The organism is Gloeocapsopsis crepidinum LEGE 06123 (assembly GCF_015207655.1).
GTDB classification, from domain to species: Bacteria; Cyanobacteriota; Cyanobacteriia; order Cyanobacteriales; family Chroococcidiopsidaceae; genus Gloeocapsopsis; species Gloeocapsopsis crepidinum.
Map to the genome: position 1 here is coordinate 1 of NZ_JADEWN010000004.1, position 16,472 is coordinate 16,472.

A 16,472-nucleotide genomic window follows, 5' to 3' on the forward strand; every position below is an offset into this window, starting at 1 on the left:
CCTATGCCACTGAGGTTCAAAATATGTGCAAAAATCATCGACCTCACAAAACAATGCTTCTAAACTAGACATAGGACGGGGCGCTGAATGGTTTAACTTAATTTCAGCTTACTTGCCCCCTCCTTTTCTTATCCCGAACTGACGTTAAATACAAACTCTTGATATGCAAAGTTTTTGATGCGATCGCCCAATCAATAAGTAGTTAATATTCCCCTAAAGCAAGGAGGCAGCATGCAATCTTTAATTATAAGATCTCCAAAAATAGCCCGATTAATTTGTCAATTAGTTCCGGCACAATGTCCTTTTGAAAGAAATATTAAATTTGGTAATATTTTTGTACATATTCCACCATTGTGCAAACTTAATCCTTTCTACAATGAGATAGTTCATCTTCGTTTTCTTTGCTTATCTTATTTAGCTGAGGAGTGTGGAGAAGATGTTTCAGTCTATTGCTAATGAGTCAACTTAAATGTCACATCACTTCACTTGTAAAGAAATCAAAGTAGTTTCTCTTCTGCTATTTGTCATTCTAATTGTAAAAAATTAAGAAAAAACATGAAAATCAAAGCACAAATTTATACATCGAGTAATATCACTGATGTGCTGCCTAGTGGCACATGGCAATATCGACTACTCCTAGAAGACAACTACGTACGTTTAGTAGAAGCCTATAGCGAGCTGGGCTATTGTGATGCTGAGGATAACTTTTTTTGTAGAGAGCAATTGATAGAACTGTTTTTTGGTTCGAGTAGTCAGTTTGACTATTCAATAGCAGAAGCTGAAGAATGCAGCGGCTCACATCCGATCGCAGCAGTTGACTGTGAAACAGAGAAATAACATAATTAACCTTTGTTATTATGAGCAGTCCTAATTTATTTTATCCAGCAGCTTTTGCGAATTCTACTTCTCGGCGTCTGGGAACTTCATAAGTCATAAAATCGTATGCCATTTCTGTGTTGGAAAAAATTGCCCGTGCTTCTTGGAGTAAGTCTTTTAATTCTATGGCATTGCCTGGAGCATAGCGAGGACTAAAGTGTGTCATAATTAATGATTTGGCTTGAGCAGCTAAAGCGACTTGTGCTGCCATTGTTGAGGTGGAATGTAAGCGTTGAAAAGCAAGTTCTGCATCCTGATGAGAAAAGGTTGCTTCGTGAATCAAAACATCTGCGTCTTGAGCTAAGACTACTGCACTATCGCAATAGATTGTGTCTGTACAATAAGCAATTTTGCGCCCAATTTCTGGCAATCCACATAAATCTGTACCATTGATTGTGCGTCCATCGAGAAGTGTGACAGTTTCTCCTCGTTTGAGTTGACCGTAAATTCTTCCTGGAGGAATTGCTAGTGCTTTCGCCTTTTCAACATCAAATCTTCCTGGACGATCTTTTTCGGCAATGCGATAGCCAAAGGTTGTGACACGATGTTCTAAACGTTCGCAAGTGACTGTAAATTCATTATCTTCATAAACAACACCAGGTTGTACAGTATGAACTTGTATACTGTAGGCTAGGTGAGTAGAAGAATACCGACTACACGCCCGCAAGTATTCGTCTAATTTTGGTGGACCATAGAGATCAATTCTTTTTGTATTACCAGCTAATCCACAGGTGGCTAGAAGACCCATTAAGCCAAAAATGTGATCTCCATGCAAGTGCGTGATAAAAATGCGCGAGAGTTGGCTGATTTTGAGATCGCTACGTAAAATTTGATGTTGTGTCCCTTCTCCACAGTCAAACAACCACATTTCAGCTCTTTGCGGTAAACGGAGTGCCACGCTAGAGACATTACGCGATCGCGTAGGGACACCGGAACTTGTTCCTAAAAATGTAATCTGCACGAAAAATTTGGCAACCTATCTACACAATTATGCGACTTCTTTATTTATAGTGGCACGACTAGAGGAGAAAACTAATTTATAGATTTGATTACTGCAAAAACGAGATTATTTCGCTTATACTGGTTTATTTGAAATTTCGGATTGACAGATTTCTATCCTATCGCCAAAGCAAAATAAATTGTCAGGATATCAGCATGAGATTTAATCTATCCTTATTATCCCTTCAAGGACGCTTCTGGGGGCTTTCTACTTTGTTTTGGATCGTGCTAGTGGCTCCTGCAAATGCTGCTATGGAAGTTAGAGTAGCAATTCAACAAGGTGTTAATCAACTGAAAGTTGGTAGTTCTACAACAGCGACAGTACGCGATTACAGTAGTGGCAAACCTTTAGGTCAACTTGCAGCAATGAATGCATTTTATGCCCAACCTGATCCTGCTGGAATTTCCTTAGCAGAAGTACAATCTTCGGCAGTGTGGGTTGAACCGAGTGAAAAGGGCTATGTTTTTATTGGCGATCGCTGGTATCGAGGAAAAACCTTGTTGTTGCCTACACAACAAGGAGTCACTGCCGTTAACTATGTTGATTTAGAACAATATCTTTACAGCGTTCTCGGCGGAGAAATGAATGGTAATTGGCACCAAGAAGCCTTAAAAGCCCAAGCTGTTGCAGCGCGTACTTATGCCGTTTACAAGCGAGAAAATGAAAGCAACGGTATTTACGATGTCGTCAATACACAATCATCACAAGTTTATAAAGGTATTGCTAGCGAATCACCTGGTACTCATGCTGCGGTGAATGCTACCGCTGGACAAATTTTGACTCATAATAACAAAGCAATTCTTGCAGCGTTTCATGCGTGTTCTGGCGGTCATACAGAGAACGTTGAAGATGTATGGTCGCAGCCATTACCATACTTGCGGGGAGTGGCTGGCTATGATGACAACGTTAATGCTTGTCAGTGGGTAAAGACGGTTACTGGAGCAGAGCTTAATCAAAAAATTACAGGAATCGGTACTATTCAAGCTTTAACTCCCGTTTTAAGTCCTTATGGTAGTATCAAAAGCATGAAATTTGTAGGCGATCGCGGTACGCGAGAATTGCGAGGAGACGCTTTACGGACAGCACTCGGTTTAAGAAGTACGCGCTTTACCATCACTGCCGAACCTTTGGGTTTACGCTTTAATGGTCGTGGTTGGGGTCATGGCTTAGGTATGAGTCAATGGGGAGCTTATAATTTAGCGCAACAGGGAGTAAGATACGAGCAAATACTAGCGCACTATTATCGCGGTGCTAGCATAGCTAAGCTGGAACGTTAATGCTGAGAGGGTACTGAAACTCTCAAGCGAAATAGTGAAAGGCGATCTCTTCTTGCTACGATCGCTCAAGCCCATCTGCTATGAAGAATAAGTTAAACTGTGCGATCGCTCGATCTACATGGCTGAAACATGAAGCAATGCGATCTTCTCAGAGTGGCGGACAGCTTAGACTAGTAAGCAATATCAGACAGGGAACCGAAGCGATCGTCACAGTCAATTCAAAATCAGCAGTTAAACTCCAAGGATGCAGCAACAATGGTGCAAGCGATCAACTCACGCAATCTCTACGAGCAAGACCTCATGGCATGGTACGAAGATACGATCGCCAAACTCAAAACTGGAAACTTTAGCAATATTGATATCAATAAATTAATTGAGGAGATCGAAGGGTTGGCAGGACGCGATCGCCGTGAGTTCAAAAGCCGTTTAAGAGTATTACTCGCTCATTTACTCAAGCGCATTTATGTTAACTCTCCTGATGACTATAGAGGTTGGGAAATTACGGTGCGATCGCAGCGCCAGCAACTTCTAGATCTGTTAGAACAATCCCCTAGTCTGCGCAACTATTTTGCCGAAATATTTACCAAATGCTGGAACGATGCACGGACAGAAGTAACAGAAGACTATCCTCAAACTGAATTTCCCAGCGAGTGGACATTCAGCTACGAAATTGACACGCTACTTAACAAGAAATTTTGGTAGTTTGATTTTAATAATTTGCAGAAGACTTGCTTTCTTACCAATGGCGATCGCATCCGCAAACTTATTTCAACGTGAGTTCAACGGTTAGTAAAATGAAAAAAACACTACTACCTACTACCCAACTCGGAAAGGTGAGATCTATAAATTATGCTCTCTTAGTTAATTAATACTTACATGTTTTGGTTGTAATTGACTTATTTCGAGTAACGTCACTTCCCAAACTAATCGGGGTTGTACGTAGGAGCTTAAGTATTTCTTGGCTTGTTCTAAAGGTGGTAAAGGTGAGTTTTGAAGTTCTCCTGCTAAAAACTGCTGCCAATAACAGTATTGTAAGTAATCTAACAACCACAGTTGAGCTTCTGTATCTAAAGTTTTATCAATTTGTCTTGCTAATTCTAAGGCGCTGTGTAGGGATTGTGGAGGATAAGCAACAGCTTTAAGTAATTCGGTAGGAATTGTTTGAAGTTGCTGAGTTCCGGCGATCGCTTCTCCTGGGCTTCCTTGGGCGATCGCTAATACAACCGGCGATGTCTGTAAAATCTCTTCATGACCAGTTTGCTGCAAAACTCGTGCCATCTGATCTTGAGCGAGGCGATAAAACGGAATCCGCTGACACCGAGATACCAAGGTTGGTAGTAAAGATTCTACTGCAGGCGCGATTAAAATAATTGTTGCTAACCCTGGTTCTTCTAATGTTTTGAGCAAAGCATTTGCCGCAGCTTCTGCCATTGTTTCTGCTTGTTCAATCACAACAATATTTCTTGGCGCTTCTAGGGGAAAACGACTGAGAAACTGCGATATTTCGCGAATTTGCTCAGTACGGATAATAGGAGGGGCTTTACGCTTAACTCCAGCAGCTACGGCTTCTAATGCTGTAAGTCGCTGTCCTTGATGCAAATAAGTAGGTTGTACCCACAATACATCTGGGTGATTTCCTAATTGCAAGCGTTGTTTGATTTGCTGCTGTTTGTCTGGTGCAACATTTGTACAGAATATTTGCGCGATAAAGCAGTGTGCTGTTAAGCTACGTCCTACCCCTGGTGGACCAACAAATAAATAAGCAGGAGCAATTCGCTGGCGGTTGACTGCTTGTGTCAGAAACTCAATTGCTGGCGCTTGTCCAATAACGGATGTGAAAAAAGGAGACACGGGGAATAGTGATTAGTGATTATGATGACTTTGTCCTTTTTAAGTTTATAAACTCTGACTTCTGATTTCGGGAAAGCGTTGCATTAGGATTTGCTGAATTTGTTCTTGAACTTCGGCTTCACTATAACTTGCATCGATTCTGACAATGCGCTGTGGGTTTGCTTGGGCTAATTCTGTGTAGCCTTGTTGGACGCGACGATGAAAGTCTATTTTTTCTTGCTCAATGCGATCGCCTCCGGTGCTGCGTGGAACGCGATCGCTCGTATGTTGTTGTTTTCTTGCTAGACTTACAGCGACATCAATATCTAACCAGATAGTTAAATCGCTTTCTAGCCCACCAGTCGCAATAGTATTTAACTGTTCAATTAAACTGCGGCTTAAACCTCGACCATAACCTTGATAAGCCATCGTGGAATCAACGTAGCGATCGCATAAAATCATTGTCCCGTTTGCTAGTTCTGGTTTCAGTAACTCTTCTACGTGCTGGGCGCGATCTGCTGCATACAATAATAACTCAGTAGAGTTATAAATCGGCTGTTCGGGTATGTTCAACAACAACTGGCGCAGATCCGAACCTAAATGAGTCCCTCCTGGTTCACGGGTAACAATAACGGGGAAAGACGGCTTTAGCCACTGATACGATCGCTGTAACTGTGTTGTTTTGCCACAACCTTCCACGCCTTCAAATACAATTAATCTACCATTCATACATTGACTTAATTTTTACTCTCTGTAATTTGTACAAAAGTTGCAAAAACATGAAAACCGCAATTGGCAATACCTAAGCGCTAACAGCTAATTACTAACAGATTTAATTCAGCTTTGACTTTAGCAACTAAAATATCTTTTAACCCTTTACCTTTTACAATCGTCGGATATCATATAAGCGACGCGTTTCTCCTGGCGAGGAGTATCTATGGCTCGCTACACTAGCTGGTTTACTGTTGAAGTTCCACCTACACGTTTACAGCAGTTGCTTGCAGAGGTTTTACAATCCTGCAACCTTGATGTTGTATATCATACAAGTGACTACGTAATGGCACAAGAAATTCCTGGACAAACGTCGTTTGCCAGGTTAGTAGTTGTAGAAATACTAACTGATAAAACACTGAATACGACAACAGAAACTCGGATTAACGTTGTGGTAAAAAATGAAGAATTGCCATTACAGATGAATAATCATTGTTACCAGATGTTTCAACAAGTAAATCAAGCGATCGCTGACAATCGTCAGTGGCAATTAATAGAAAGTATTTGTAGCTAAATCATAAAACTGATAAAAACTAAGCCCTCAGAAAAGAGGGCTTGTATACTGCGTTTTCGTTGCAATCAGCAAGTTGTAGGGTCTATGAATTAGGTAGCTATTAACTAACAACTGGGTAATATACAAGTGCGATTGAATGTATAAGACGCAATTACACTTGTCGCTAGCATTGTCTAGTCTTCAAATTCAGGCATCATATTTGGACCAATAAGAGTGACATCATACTCATCTAAAGGTCCAGAAGGCATAGTATCCTTACTTAACAAGTAATAAATCGCTCGAACTTGAGGACCAAAAACGATCTCATCTTCATTTTTTAGGTCGTGGGCAGGAATTTTACGACCATTAATCAGCAATCCATTAGCACTAGGTTTCCCCTTAGAATCGCCATCAATAATGCGATAGTAAAAGCTGCCATCTTCGCGTGGCAGCCTCACTAAGGTAGCATGACGCCGAGAAACAAACTGCGAGAACAAGCGAATATCGCAGCGGGCATCTCTACCAATAGAATACACAGGAGCGTCTAGACTAAATTCTTTACGTCCCTGATCGTCTTCAACAATCAGTATATGGTTCTGATTAGGTTGTAAAGCCATTGAAGCATCGGTTAGTAAAATCACTCAATCAATTATTATCGCTTTAGTTACACAAGCTATTGTTCGCTGCTACAGATGCGCTCTGTACAGATATTGGCTCAGCTTAACTTAGGTTGATTGTACTCGACATTGTGCCTCCTGAGTGAAACTAAGGTAGTCTTTATATTCATCAGTAGGAATTAGTCAGCCTTTGCGACTTAGTAACATAAAGTAACACTACAAAGGAAAATTATTTAGTAGCGCACGAGCTTTCAGAAGCACAATTCTGTCTTAACCCTCGCCTCTTACCCCTCATTCCTCACCCCTTTATAAAACCGCCGCAACAATAAAGAGTTGGTAACGACGCTAATAGAGCTAAATGCCATTAACGCTCCAGCCGCAGCCGGACTAAGAACAAACCCAAAACTAGGTAACAAAGCACCAGCGGCGATTGGAATCCCGAGTGTGTTGTAGGCAAATGCCCAAAACAAGTTTTGGCGAATTTTATTAAAAGTCGCACGACTTAACTCAATTGCGACAACCACATCAGTTAAACAGTCGCGCATGAGGACAATTTCTGCAGCTTCCATCGCGACATCAGTACCTGTTTTCAAAGCTATGCCTACATCCGCTTGTGATAAGGCAGGAGTATCATTAATGCCATCTCCCACCATCGCGACTAGATGATGTTGAGATTGCAATTTAGAAATTGCTGCTGCTTTTCCGTCAGGACGTATATTAGCGAAGATGTGTTGTGTCTCTATGCCGAGTTGAAGCGCGATCGCCTCCGCAACTTCTTGTCTATCCCCAGTTAAGATTGCGACTTGCAAACCAATTTGCCGCAAGTTATTTACTGTTGCTTTGGCATCTACTCTTAAAGTATCTGTGAGGGCAATTAACCCTACGAGTTTGTTGTCTGCTGCCACGTAAACAACTGTTTTTCCCTCAGTTGTTAGCGAATGGCTGAGTTGTTGTGCCGTTTCATCAATCACAACTGAGTGCTGTACAAGCCATTCTTGATTACCTAACAACACCTTAGTATGACCTGCCACTTGCGCAGATACCCCTAAACCTGGTTCCATGCAAAAGTCTTGGGCGGCTAATGGAGACAAATTGTGCTGTTGCGCTGCTTGTTGAATTGCGGTTGCCAGAGGATGCGCATTGCCACTTTCTGCTGCTGCTGCTAATTGAAGAAGACGTTGAGTAGAAGATATTGATTGTTCCAGCGAAATACAGTCACTCACATGTGGCACTCCAGTCGTGAGAGTACCAGTTTTATCAAACACTACGGTAGTAAGTCGATGGACTCTTTCTAAAACCTCACCGCCTTTGATTAATAATCCCCGTTCTGCGCCTACTCCTGTACCGACGAGAATTGCTGTTGGTGTAGCAAGTCCTAAAGCACAAGGACACGCCACAACCATTACGGCGATCGCTAGCTTCAAACTAAGTAATAATGGCGATTGTACTATTGCATGGGTAGTATGTACCTGATGATGTAGTGAGTTGTGTCCAAGATAAGCGAGGTGATGAGGTTGTGTCGCAATATCAGACCAAATATGAGTTCCGACAAAGTACCAAAACACAAATGTCAATATTGCAGAGGTTAACACTCCGTAGGTAAAGTACCCTGCTACTGTATCTGCTAATTTTTGAACTGGTGCTTTTCGCGTTTGTGCTGCTTCTACCAAAGCAACAATCTGGGCAAGTGTCGTGTTTTTTCCCGTCCGAGTTGCCCGTAACGCAATTGTTCCTGTTTGATTTATTGTCCCAGCAGCGACCTGATCTCCAGATTGCTTACTAACAGGCATGGCTTCTCCAGTCAACATTGATTCATTGACTGTTGTTCTACCAGAAACGACTTCACCATCAACGGGAATTTTGTCTCCTGGTAAAACTTGTAACCATTCCCCTATCCGCACGCGATCAGCAGGAATTTCAACACTGTTATATCCTGTAGTTGTTGTCGGATCGGCAATCAATCGGGCAACTTGCGGTTGCATTGCGAGTAATTCGCGAAAAGCTGATGCTGCACGTCCACGGGCTTGCTGCTCTAATGTTCTGCCCAACAAGATAAAGCCTAATAGCATCACGGGTTCATCAAAAAAGCAGTCCCAACCTAGTTGTGGAAAAAGAAGTGCTACTAAACTTGCGGTATAAGCCGTTAGCGTTCCTAATCCGACTAAGGTGTTCATGTTGGGTGCGTTGCGTCGCAGACCCTGCCAGCCATTGAGTAAGATCGGGCGTCCTGGTCCAATTAGTGTTGCAGTTGCTAAACCAAAGTGCAGCCAAATGTTGTGTAACATTGGTGGCGCAGGCAAACCCCATTCACTGAAATGCCCCAAGCTAGACAAGACAAGCAGAATGCTAGCAACAATCAACTGTTTAAGCGCTGATTGCATTTCCTGCTGGTGTCGTGATGGTTCGACGACACTATTATCAGTTTCTCCCTGGGCATAACGTGGTTGGGTGGGAAACCCAGCCGCTGTTAAATTCTCAGCAAGTTCTACTGCATCAACAGCACCTGCGACACACTCGACAACAGCAACTTCCGTGACCAAATTGACACACGCAGACAGTACACTTTGATTTTGTGTTAACTGATTTTCAACAACCTTGACACAGCCAGCACACTTCATCCCTTGGACATCCAGCGTGATGGTTTCTATCGCTTGAGGTTCGCTATTGGGTAAGGGCTGCGACGGCTCGATTTTTGGGACAAGTTGCATACAGAGTTGGCTATCAACACATCACCACTGTAGCGTTTAGGTAAGAGGTAACGGTAGTACAAGTTAGAACTTAGGAAATTCGGAGAAGTTCTACATCAAAAACGAGAGTTGCATTAGGAGGGATAACTCCACCTGCACCACGCGCACCATAACCAAGTTCAGGAGGAATGATTAATTGACGACGTCCGCCGACTTTCATTGTACTTAGTCCTTCGTCCCAACCTTTAATAACTTGTCCAGCACCGAGTTTGAAGCTAAACGGGCGATTGCGATCGCGCGAACTATCAAATTTACTACCGTTTTCAAGAGTTCCGGTGTAGTGAACTACGACTGTTTGTCCTGCCGTAGGAGTTGCACCATCGCCTTCTTGGATATCAATGTATTTAAGCCCAGAGGGTGTTGTGACAACGTTTTCATCAGACATCATGTTGTTATTCGCTAAAGTATCTACGGTATTCGCGTTGCTTGGCGCAACGATTTCTTTAATTGGTTGATTTTGTGTGAGTTTTTCTGCGATCGCAGCGGGTGAATTGCTAAACTGTGTTACTACCAAAACTACAAGGCAAACCATTACGAAACTCAAGCTGATTAGAATTTCTCTCAAAAGTCAGTCCTCCACCAGCAACAATATATGCCATAAATTCAGCCACTTTACGTGTTCTAGTTTAGGTCAAAACAAGCCATTAACTTTGAGCTACCACCTAAACCTGATAGAGAAATTTGAGGGTTTGAGACAATGCCAAGTTTTATTAAAGGAAAATCCAATCGAGTAAGTTTGGTTAAACCTGCTAGTGAAGCAACTTACTATTGGTTGTGTGTTCTATTGCTAAAATTAACTTGCGTTTGAGTGCGATTTCAATATTGATGGTACTACATTCCGCGCCACAACTTATTTTCTAGATCGCGTACTTGGCGCTCTAAGCGATCAATCCGTCCGCGCAATTCATCCATTTCAGCTTGGCGAGGTACACCCAAGTCTTGTAGCATGTTACGCATTTGACGCTGCATCTGCTCTTCAACATTGCCTTGTTCTGACTTGAGTTGTTGCATCAAGTTGTCGATGAATTCTTTGGCCTGATCTGGGCGAAGTTTGCCGTCTCTTACCAGTTCATCACTTACTTCCCGCAGCTTTTCTGCTACCAATGAGGTTGTGCCTATACCAACCATTAATAGCTGTTTAATCCAGTTGTTGCTTTCCATGCTATCTTGCAGTGTCTAATCAATAAAATGAAGTTGAACGTTAAGGTTCAGGGATGAGTTACTCCAAGAATATAACTTTGAGACTAATTTATCGCTCGTCATCAGATTAAAGAGAATTATTTCTCTGACCTTTGACCATCGTTTGCTAAAGCTATGCTTGAAGCGTAAACCCTAAGCGCTTGTAGTTATATTGTGGCAAATTTACAGCTGCACTTATAGCTACTGCAAGATAGAAAATAGCTAAGATGGTGATTGAGTTACTTAAGTGTCAAGTAGACCCAGATTTGCGCGAGCAATATTTACAAATGGATGCAGAAGTCTGGACAAAAGCTTTGGCTAAGTGTCCTGGATTTCTAGGCAAAGAAGTTTGGCTAAATCCAGAAGAAGCATCAGAAATTGTTTTAGTCATTCGCTGGGCAACAAAAGAAGATTGGAAATCGATTTCTGAAGAGTTGCTTCGTCAGACAGAACAAAAATTTGCGCAACAAATGGGTAGCACTTATCAAATTGTATCTGCTGAGTACCAGGTTTATCAAAAAGGGGTGAGGAGCGAGGGATGAGGGGTGAGGAAGAATAAATCTTTCACCAAACACTAAAACATCTTGAAATACCTGCCAATCATTAGCGATCGCTGTTCCTTGTTGACTATTAACTTTACTACAAGCAATGCCACATTGTCCTCGTTGTCATCAATCGGTTGATGCACAAGATGTTACTTGTCCTTTTTGCCGTACACCACTTAAAGCATATGGACATCCAGGAATTCCTTTACACCGTGCTACTGAAGATACTTATTTGTGTGATAGCTGTACCTACCACCTAGACGATACATGTAATTTTCCACAGCGCCCTTTTGCTAAAGAGTGTACGCTTTACCAAGATGTGACACAATCTCAATTGAAAGCATCACAGCAACAGTACAAAAGAAGCTTTGGTGCTCATTTCCGTAGCTGGCTTAAACAATACCAATTTTGGCTATTGATTCTCGGTTTACTCTTGCTGAGTTTTTTGATTGCTCTTTAGATTTACTTGTTCTCGCCCCTCGTTATGATTTCCCGAATCTTCTGTGCGGTTGCAGGTGCGAGTAAAACTCCATTGCGGTAATGTCCAGTTGCAAACAGAATATTGCTAAAATTATGCAATTCAATCACTGGTGCTGGGCGTCCTTCAGGGCGCGGACGTAAACCCGACCAAGTACGGATAATTTTAGCTTCGGCTAAAGCAGGACAAAATGCGATCGCTTGCTGTCTTACTTGCTCTAATTGGGCAGGATCTGCAATGAGTTCATCTGTAGGAAATTCTACAGTAGCACCAATCCAATAATCTGTAATCGGCTGACTACCTATACAAGGTACGACGTGAACGTCATCTTTTGTAATGACAGGTTGAAATTTTGGATCGCCTAGAGGTTGATTGACCTGCAAATGAATTGCTTGACCGAGTACAGGTTTAATGTCTACTACTGGTGTTGGTTGTGTTGGAGGCGAAGTTGAAGATGTTATGGCAATTTTGGTCAGAGAGACATCTGTATGTTGTCTGGATTGTAACTGCGTCGAACCTGTGCCAGCAGCGATAATTAGCCAATCAACATTTTGAATTCCATCTAAGATAGCCTTGTGTGGTGTACTCGTAGTATCGATGTAGAGATACATTTGCCGATCTGAAGCATCGAAATGATAACCAGCGGCTTTAACACCAAAATGAAATTGAACTCCTTGACGCTGTGCGGCTTCTACCAAAGCTAGAGTAATGGATACAGGATCAACTTGGCGATCTTGTGGTGAATAAATTGCTGCTACAATCTCTTCACAGTTAAGCTGCGGACATTGTACTTGTAATTGCGTGGTATTCCAAATTTCTATTTGCCATCCTTGTGCTGCACGAACTGCGGTCAACTTTTCCCAACCTGCCACATCTTCCTGATAACACAGCATCAAAATTCCCTGTCGATTAAAGGGGATCTGGCGCATAGTCAGCGCTTCTAGTTCTGGAATGAGTGTTTCGTAACGTTGGAGACTTGCAGAGCGCATCTGCCATGCATTACCCTTGATTTTGTGACTAATTGCTCCCATCAATACACCCAGCGCCGCACCTGTTGCTGCTTGGGCTGGTGGCTGTTGATCGACAACTGTAACTTCAAGTCCAAATAAACTTAGTTCGTAAGCGATCGCTGCTCCAACGACACCGCATCCAACAATCAATACATGACTCATGACAATTTGAAAGAATTTGCGAGATGGGGGAGACGAGGAGTCGTGAAGTGTTGAGTGTTGAGTTATGAGAGTTATGAGAGTTATGAGTTTAAGAGAAGTTTGAAATTTCTTTTAATTAATTCAAAACTCACGCATTCACAACTCAAAACTTAAAATAAATGCCTCCGGCACCTTTCTTCGCTTTCCAGAACTCAAAACTAATCACTAATCACTAGCTACTAGCTACTCACTCCTCGCTCCTAGTTAATTACGCTTCACTTTCTTGTTGTAAAACCGTCTGTTTAGGAATTAGCTGCAAAAAACCATCAATATCTGCTAAGGCTTCTCGATAATTGAGTGTCGCTTTTTGATAATCTGCGGCTTCTGCGGCTTGTTCTATTTTGACTAAATTGTCAAACAGACTCCGCGTTACTTCCCGTGCTTGTGATTGGTCTTGGGGAAGGAGATTGCGAGTGACATAAGTCATTTTAAGTCGCATTTCTCCTCCAGGACCGTGAATGAAGTTACTCACATCGATCCAATCACGTCGTTTAATCAACGTAATGAGTTCATTATCTAGGCGATCACGTAGAGCAACAATGTCGGGAACATATTGCTGAATTTGCTCTACTTGCGCTGCGGTATAAGTTGGAGGTGCTTTTGCAACGCTGGGACTACTACAACTAACAAGAAACGTTGTCACGATAACTAAAATCAATGACAGAATTGACCGATAACGCGCCATAATCTGACTATATGTTTGTCTGCTGATGAACAGTGTCATTTTAGATCGCTGGTGGCAACAATCAATTGCTATTGTCTTGCTCAAATGAATTTTTAGTCTCCTACTCTAAGAGGTATGTTCTCAAAGAGCGATGAGATTGTCATCATTTGCTTTGTTTTAGTAATAATACTTAGAGTTAAAGTCGCGTTCCAATTGAGCACTTAGTGTTGTGAGCCATTAGTCACTTAAGAGTCAACAATTGCTAAATTGATAAAGTATTGTTAAGCTGGAAAATTAATAGAGTAAGCTTTCTAGCGGTTTTCTGTCGTCCTTTTCACTACACTAGACTCAAAATCCAGGAGAGTTCCCGCGTGAACGCAGCTGAGCAAGCAACTAATTTGGAACTTACTAGTAAAATTGCGACAGTCGTCAATCTTTTTAAGTCAGAGTTTCCTGACGTGAGAGCAGATCTCAAGCCGTGGACTAATGACCCAGATACTAGAGAGTTAGTCGATCCTGATTCTATCGATATTGGCTTTCATTTTCCTGGTGTAAGTCGATCGTTGCAAAGTCGTAGTATCTTGATTCAGATCCGCTTTTATCAAGACCCCTTAAACGGCGATCGCACTTGTATTGGTGTGGAAGCTGCAGGTTTTAATCATTGTGGTAAGCAGTGGCGTCTTTCTACTGTAGAAAACTGGAGTTTTGTTGGTGCAGTTCAACCTTCCCCCGAAGCTGGAGAAAAGTTGAAATCGTTTTGTCGCCAACTTATGCAAGTGTTTAATCAACCAACTGCATAAAGGCAGTAGCTAGTCATAAACAAATTTGGGGAATTCCTTAAGCCCTAACTTCTTTTAATTGCTTACCATTCGACTACCACATTCACCACAATAAGGTGAGTTATAGGTGTTCTGGCGTTTCCCAAATAGCGTGTAGCGGTTGTCGCGGACTTGATCGTAAATGCGATCGCCCACCCATTTCACTCCAGGTAAACCTCGATAAGCTTCAACAAATAAATTACCCATTGGTAATACTCGCCCAATTTCTTCAATTGCTGCTGTACCTTGCCAGCGACGTTCGGGGGCATCAGCATCAAGTAAAATCACACCTAACTCGCAATCTTGCGGTGTAATACCCCAGGGTGCGAGCGTTTCTTGATCTTGCATGGATACGTAACGAAACATCTGTCCTTTGTCAAAGCTTTCTAGTAGCTGAACAAAAGTTACGCAAAGATTGCAATTGCCATCGTAGATAACGTAGTAATTCATGAAATCAGTTTTTTACTGCTGAGTTTATATTTCTATTTTTAAGCTTATTTACCTTACCTTGTAAATCTTTCTTTGGGTTACTTTTAACTCTTTCACTAAGTTTTATATTTTGAGTTGATCAATTTTAATTTTCATGTTTTACAATTTAAAATTTTGAAGTTCAAATTTGAATTGTACAAATATTTTATTGTAGTTATTAGCAATTGTAAGATAAATAGCTACATCTACACAAATAAAATTTGGACTTTCTTACAAGACTAAATAACTCCTGTCTTTCATATACTAATAATGTATATCTTATGATATCTACACTGTATACTAGTTCTGTTTAAATTAAGAATACCTGGTTGTGGCGAAAATAAACGTAACCTAAAGGGTATTATCAGTCAATGGACAATGGATAGTAGAGTATTAATTAACCATTAACACGCATAAAACGCGTGATAAATAATTATCCTCACTTACTGATAGCTTTACTTGGGTAAATCAGGATTTTGTATTCTATAAAACTACTGCAATTTAAAAAAACATTACATAAATAATGACTGTTTGAATAATTTCTTAAAAGTAATTTACTTACTTTTAAGTACGTACTTACTATTTTTATTTTTCTGTTTTAATATAGTAACAGAAATTAATGAGTAATAATTCTATCTTAATAAGTTGTTAAGTCTTACTTATCAAAGTATTAAAGTAAATCAACTGATATTACCAACAGCATTGAGAATGAAGTTCAGGAGGTAGAAGTATGACACAAAACACAACGACCAATATCATTCATGATAGAAATGCTCGTGGTCGTACTCGAATGGGTTGGTTAGATAGTCAGCATACCTTTTCCTTTGGTAGTTTTTACGATCCGGCACGGATGGGATTTCGTTCTCTACGAGTCATTAATGACGATCGTGTTGTGCCTGGTGCGGGTTTTCCAATGCATAGTCACCGTGACATGGAAATTTTTACTTACGTTTTAGAAGGTGCATTAAAACATCAAGATAGCTTAGGTAGCGGTGCGATTATTTCTCCTGGAGAAGCACAAATTATGAGTGCGGGTACTGGAATTACCCACAGCGAATTTAATCCATCAAAAACGGAACCTGTGCATTTTTTGCAAATCTGGATTCTTCCTGATACACAAGGATTACAACCCCGATATGAGCAAAAAGCATTTCCTCTAGAACAGTGGCGTGGCAACTTACGTTTAATTGCTGCTAAAGATGGACGCGATGGTGCTGTTACAATTCACCAAGATGTTGATTTGTATACCTCTGTCCTAGAAAAAGGTGATGCTTTGCATTATCACCTTAACCCAAATCGATACGCTTGGTTACAGGTTGCGCAAGGAGTTGTATCTCTCAACGATCAAGAACTTCGTGCAGGCGATGGAGTGCAAATGTATGGAGGAGAATTAGAAATTAGCACTGATATCGGTGCAGAAGTTCTGTTGTTTGATCTTGCATAATCTCAGGAAATGCGAACCTTGAAAATTATGTTTTGGGGTGAGGAATAACTCACC

At 41.3% G+C, this 16,472-nt stretch carries 20 protein-coding genes; 10 read left to right on the forward strand and 10 right to left on the reverse strand.

The window, feature by feature from the left end; all coding sequences use genetic code 11:
• The first annotated feature begins 231 nt into the window (after nucleotides 1-231).
• Nucleotides 232-456 (forward strand): Mo-dependent nitrogenase C-terminal domain-containing protein, encoded by a 225-nt coding sequence (locus IQ230_RS02190; protein ID WP_193930379.1) that lies wholly within the window; start codon nucleotides 232-234, stop codon nucleotides 454-456.
• Between the two features lie 99 nt (nucleotides 457-555).
• Nucleotides 556-837, forward strand: coding sequence for a hypothetical protein (locus IQ230_RS02195; RefSeq protein ID WP_193930381.1), 282 nt, complete (start codon nucleotides 556-558; stop codon nucleotides 835-837).
• Between the two features lie 40 nt (nucleotides 838-877).
• Here IQ230_RS02195 and IQ230_RS02200 read toward each other — a convergent pair whose 3' ends face one another.
• Nucleotides 878-1,837: a ribonuclease Z gene (locus IQ230_RS02200; protein WP_193930383.1), complete on the reverse strand. Its 960-nt coding sequence runs from the start codon at nucleotides 1,835-1,837 to the stop codon at nucleotides 878-880.
• A 194-nt stretch (nucleotides 1,838-2,031) separates the two neighbouring features.
• On the opposite strand from IQ230_RS02200, the gene IQ230_RS02205 reads away from it, so the two are divergent.
• The 3 genes from IQ230_RS02205 to IQ230_RS02215 all read left to right on the forward strand — a co-directional run bounded on the left by IQ230_RS02205 (nucleotide 2,032) and on the right by IQ230_RS02215 (nucleotide 3,855).
• Nucleotides 2,032-3,153, forward strand: a complete 1,122-nt coding sequence (locus IQ230_RS02205) for a SpoIID/LytB domain-containing protein (RefSeq protein WP_193930385.1) — start codon at nucleotides 2,032-2,034, stop codon at nucleotides 3,151-3,153.
• An 80-nt stretch (nucleotides 3,154-3,233) separates the two neighbouring features.
• On the forward strand, nucleotides 3,234-3,503 hold the full coding sequence (locus IQ230_RS02210) for a hypothetical protein (protein WP_193930386.1): 270 nt from the start codon (nucleotides 3,234-3,236) through the stop codon (nucleotides 3,501-3,503).
• Nucleotides 3,454-3,855 (forward strand): DUF29 domain-containing protein, encoded by a 402-nt coding sequence (locus tag IQ230_RS02215; RefSeq protein WP_265576181.1) that lies wholly within the window; start codon nucleotides 3,454-3,456, stop codon nucleotides 3,853-3,855. Before IQ230_RS02210 ends, IQ230_RS02215 begins: the two co-directional genes overlap by 50 nt.
• A 159-nt stretch (nucleotides 3,856-4,014) precedes the next feature.
• Here the strand turns inward: IQ230_RS02215 and holB are convergent, their stop codons facing one another.
• Together holB and tmk are read right to left on the reverse strand one after the other, a co-directional pair.
• Nucleotides 4,015-5,004: a DNA polymerase III subunit delta' gene (gene holB, locus IQ230_RS02220; RefSeq protein WP_193930390.1), complete on the reverse strand. Its 990-nt coding sequence runs from the start codon at nucleotides 5,002-5,004 to the stop codon at nucleotides 4,015-4,017.
• Between the two features lie 45 nt (nucleotides 5,005-5,049).
• Nucleotides 5,050-5,712: a dTMP kinase gene (tmk, locus tag IQ230_RS02225; RefSeq protein ID WP_193930391.1), complete on the reverse strand. Its 663-nt coding sequence runs from the start codon at nucleotides 5,710-5,712 to the stop codon at nucleotides 5,050-5,052.
• A 208-nt stretch (nucleotides 5,713-5,920) separates the two neighbouring features.
• Here tmk and IQ230_RS02230 point away from each other — a divergent pair, with 208 nt between their 5' ends.
• Entirely contained in the window at nucleotides 5,921-6,268 is a 348-nt protein-coding gene (locus IQ230_RS02230) for a hypothetical protein (RefSeq protein ID WP_193930392.1), read from the forward strand.
• Between the two features lie 173 nt (nucleotides 6,269-6,441).
• Here IQ230_RS02230 and IQ230_RS02235 read toward each other — a convergent pair whose 3' ends face one another.
• From IQ230_RS02235 to IQ230_RS02250, 4 genes are all read right to left on the reverse strand, one after another.
• On the reverse strand, nucleotides 6,442-6,864 hold the full coding sequence (locus IQ230_RS02235; protein WP_193930580.1) for an FHA domain-containing protein: 423 nt from the start codon (nucleotides 6,862-6,864) through the stop codon (nucleotides 6,442-6,444).
• A gap of 284 nt (nucleotides 6,865-7,148) precedes the next feature.
• Nucleotides 7,149-9,572, reverse strand: a complete 2,424-nt coding sequence (locus IQ230_RS02240) for a heavy metal translocating P-type ATPase (protein ID WP_193930393.1) — start codon at nucleotides 9,570-9,572, stop codon at nucleotides 7,149-7,151.
• A gap of 70 nt (nucleotides 9,573-9,642) precedes the next feature.
• Nucleotides 9,643-10,176, reverse strand: coding sequence for an FKBP-type peptidyl-prolyl cis-trans isomerase (locus tag IQ230_RS02245; RefSeq protein ID WP_193930394.1), 534 nt, complete (start codon nucleotides 10,174-10,176; stop codon nucleotides 9,643-9,645).
• 266 nt (nucleotides 10,177-10,442) lie between these two features.
• The gene (locus IQ230_RS02250) at nucleotides 10,443-10,772 is read right to left on the reverse strand and encodes a phasin family protein (RefSeq protein ID WP_193930395.1); all 330 of its coding nucleotides are present in this window, start codon (nucleotides 10,770-10,772) and stop codon (nucleotides 10,443-10,445) included.
• 245 nt (nucleotides 10,773-11,017) lie between these two features.
• On the opposite strand from IQ230_RS02250, the gene IQ230_RS02255 reads away from it, so the two are divergent.
• Nucleotides 11,018-11,332: a TIGR03792 family protein gene (locus IQ230_RS02255; protein ID WP_193930396.1), complete on the forward strand. Its 315-nt coding sequence runs from the start codon at nucleotides 11,018-11,020 to the stop codon at nucleotides 11,330-11,332.
• A gap of 106 nt (nucleotides 11,333-11,438) precedes the next feature.
• Nucleotides 11,439-11,795: a zinc ribbon domain-containing protein gene (locus tag IQ230_RS02260; RefSeq protein ID WP_193930398.1), complete on the forward strand. Its 357-nt coding sequence runs from the start codon at nucleotides 11,439-11,441 to the stop codon at nucleotides 11,793-11,795.
• A 2-nt stretch (nucleotides 11,796-11,797) separates the two neighbouring features.
• Here IQ230_RS02260 and IQ230_RS02265 read toward each other — a convergent pair whose 3' ends face one another.
• Complete coding sequence (locus IQ230_RS02265; protein WP_193930400.1) at nucleotides 11,798-12,985, reverse strand: NAD(P)/FAD-dependent oxidoreductase; 1,188 nt, start codon at nucleotides 12,983-12,985, stop codon at nucleotides 11,798-11,800.
• 247 nt (nucleotides 12,986-13,232) lie between these two features.
• Nucleotides 13,233-13,748: a photosystem II protein PsbQ gene (gene psbQ, locus IQ230_RS02270; protein WP_228054514.1), complete on the reverse strand. Its 516-nt coding sequence runs from the start codon at nucleotides 13,746-13,748 to the stop codon at nucleotides 13,233-13,235.
• 311 nt (nucleotides 13,749-14,059) lie between these two features.
• Between psbQ and IQ230_RS02275 the strand changes: the two genes are divergently transcribed.
• The gene (locus IQ230_RS02275; RefSeq protein ID WP_099703423.1) at nucleotides 14,060-14,488 is read left to right on the forward strand and encodes a hypothetical protein; all 429 of its coding nucleotides are present in this window, start codon (nucleotides 14,060-14,062) and stop codon (nucleotides 14,486-14,488) included.
• Between the two features lie 54 nt (nucleotides 14,489-14,542).
• Here the strand turns inward: IQ230_RS02275 and IQ230_RS02280 are convergent, their stop codons facing one another.
• Nucleotides 14,543-14,956, reverse strand: a complete 414-nt coding sequence (locus IQ230_RS02280) for a thiol-disulfide oxidoreductase DCC family protein (RefSeq protein ID WP_193930402.1) — start codon at nucleotides 14,954-14,956, stop codon at nucleotides 14,543-14,545.
• 748 nt (nucleotides 14,957-15,704) lie between these two features.
• Between IQ230_RS02280 and IQ230_RS02285 the strand changes: the two genes are divergently transcribed.
• A complete protein-coding gene (locus IQ230_RS02285; RefSeq protein WP_193930404.1) occupies nucleotides 15,705-16,418 on the forward strand; it encodes a pirin family protein in 714 nt (237 codons plus the stop codon).
• Nucleotides 16,419-16,472: the final 54 nt, after the last annotated feature.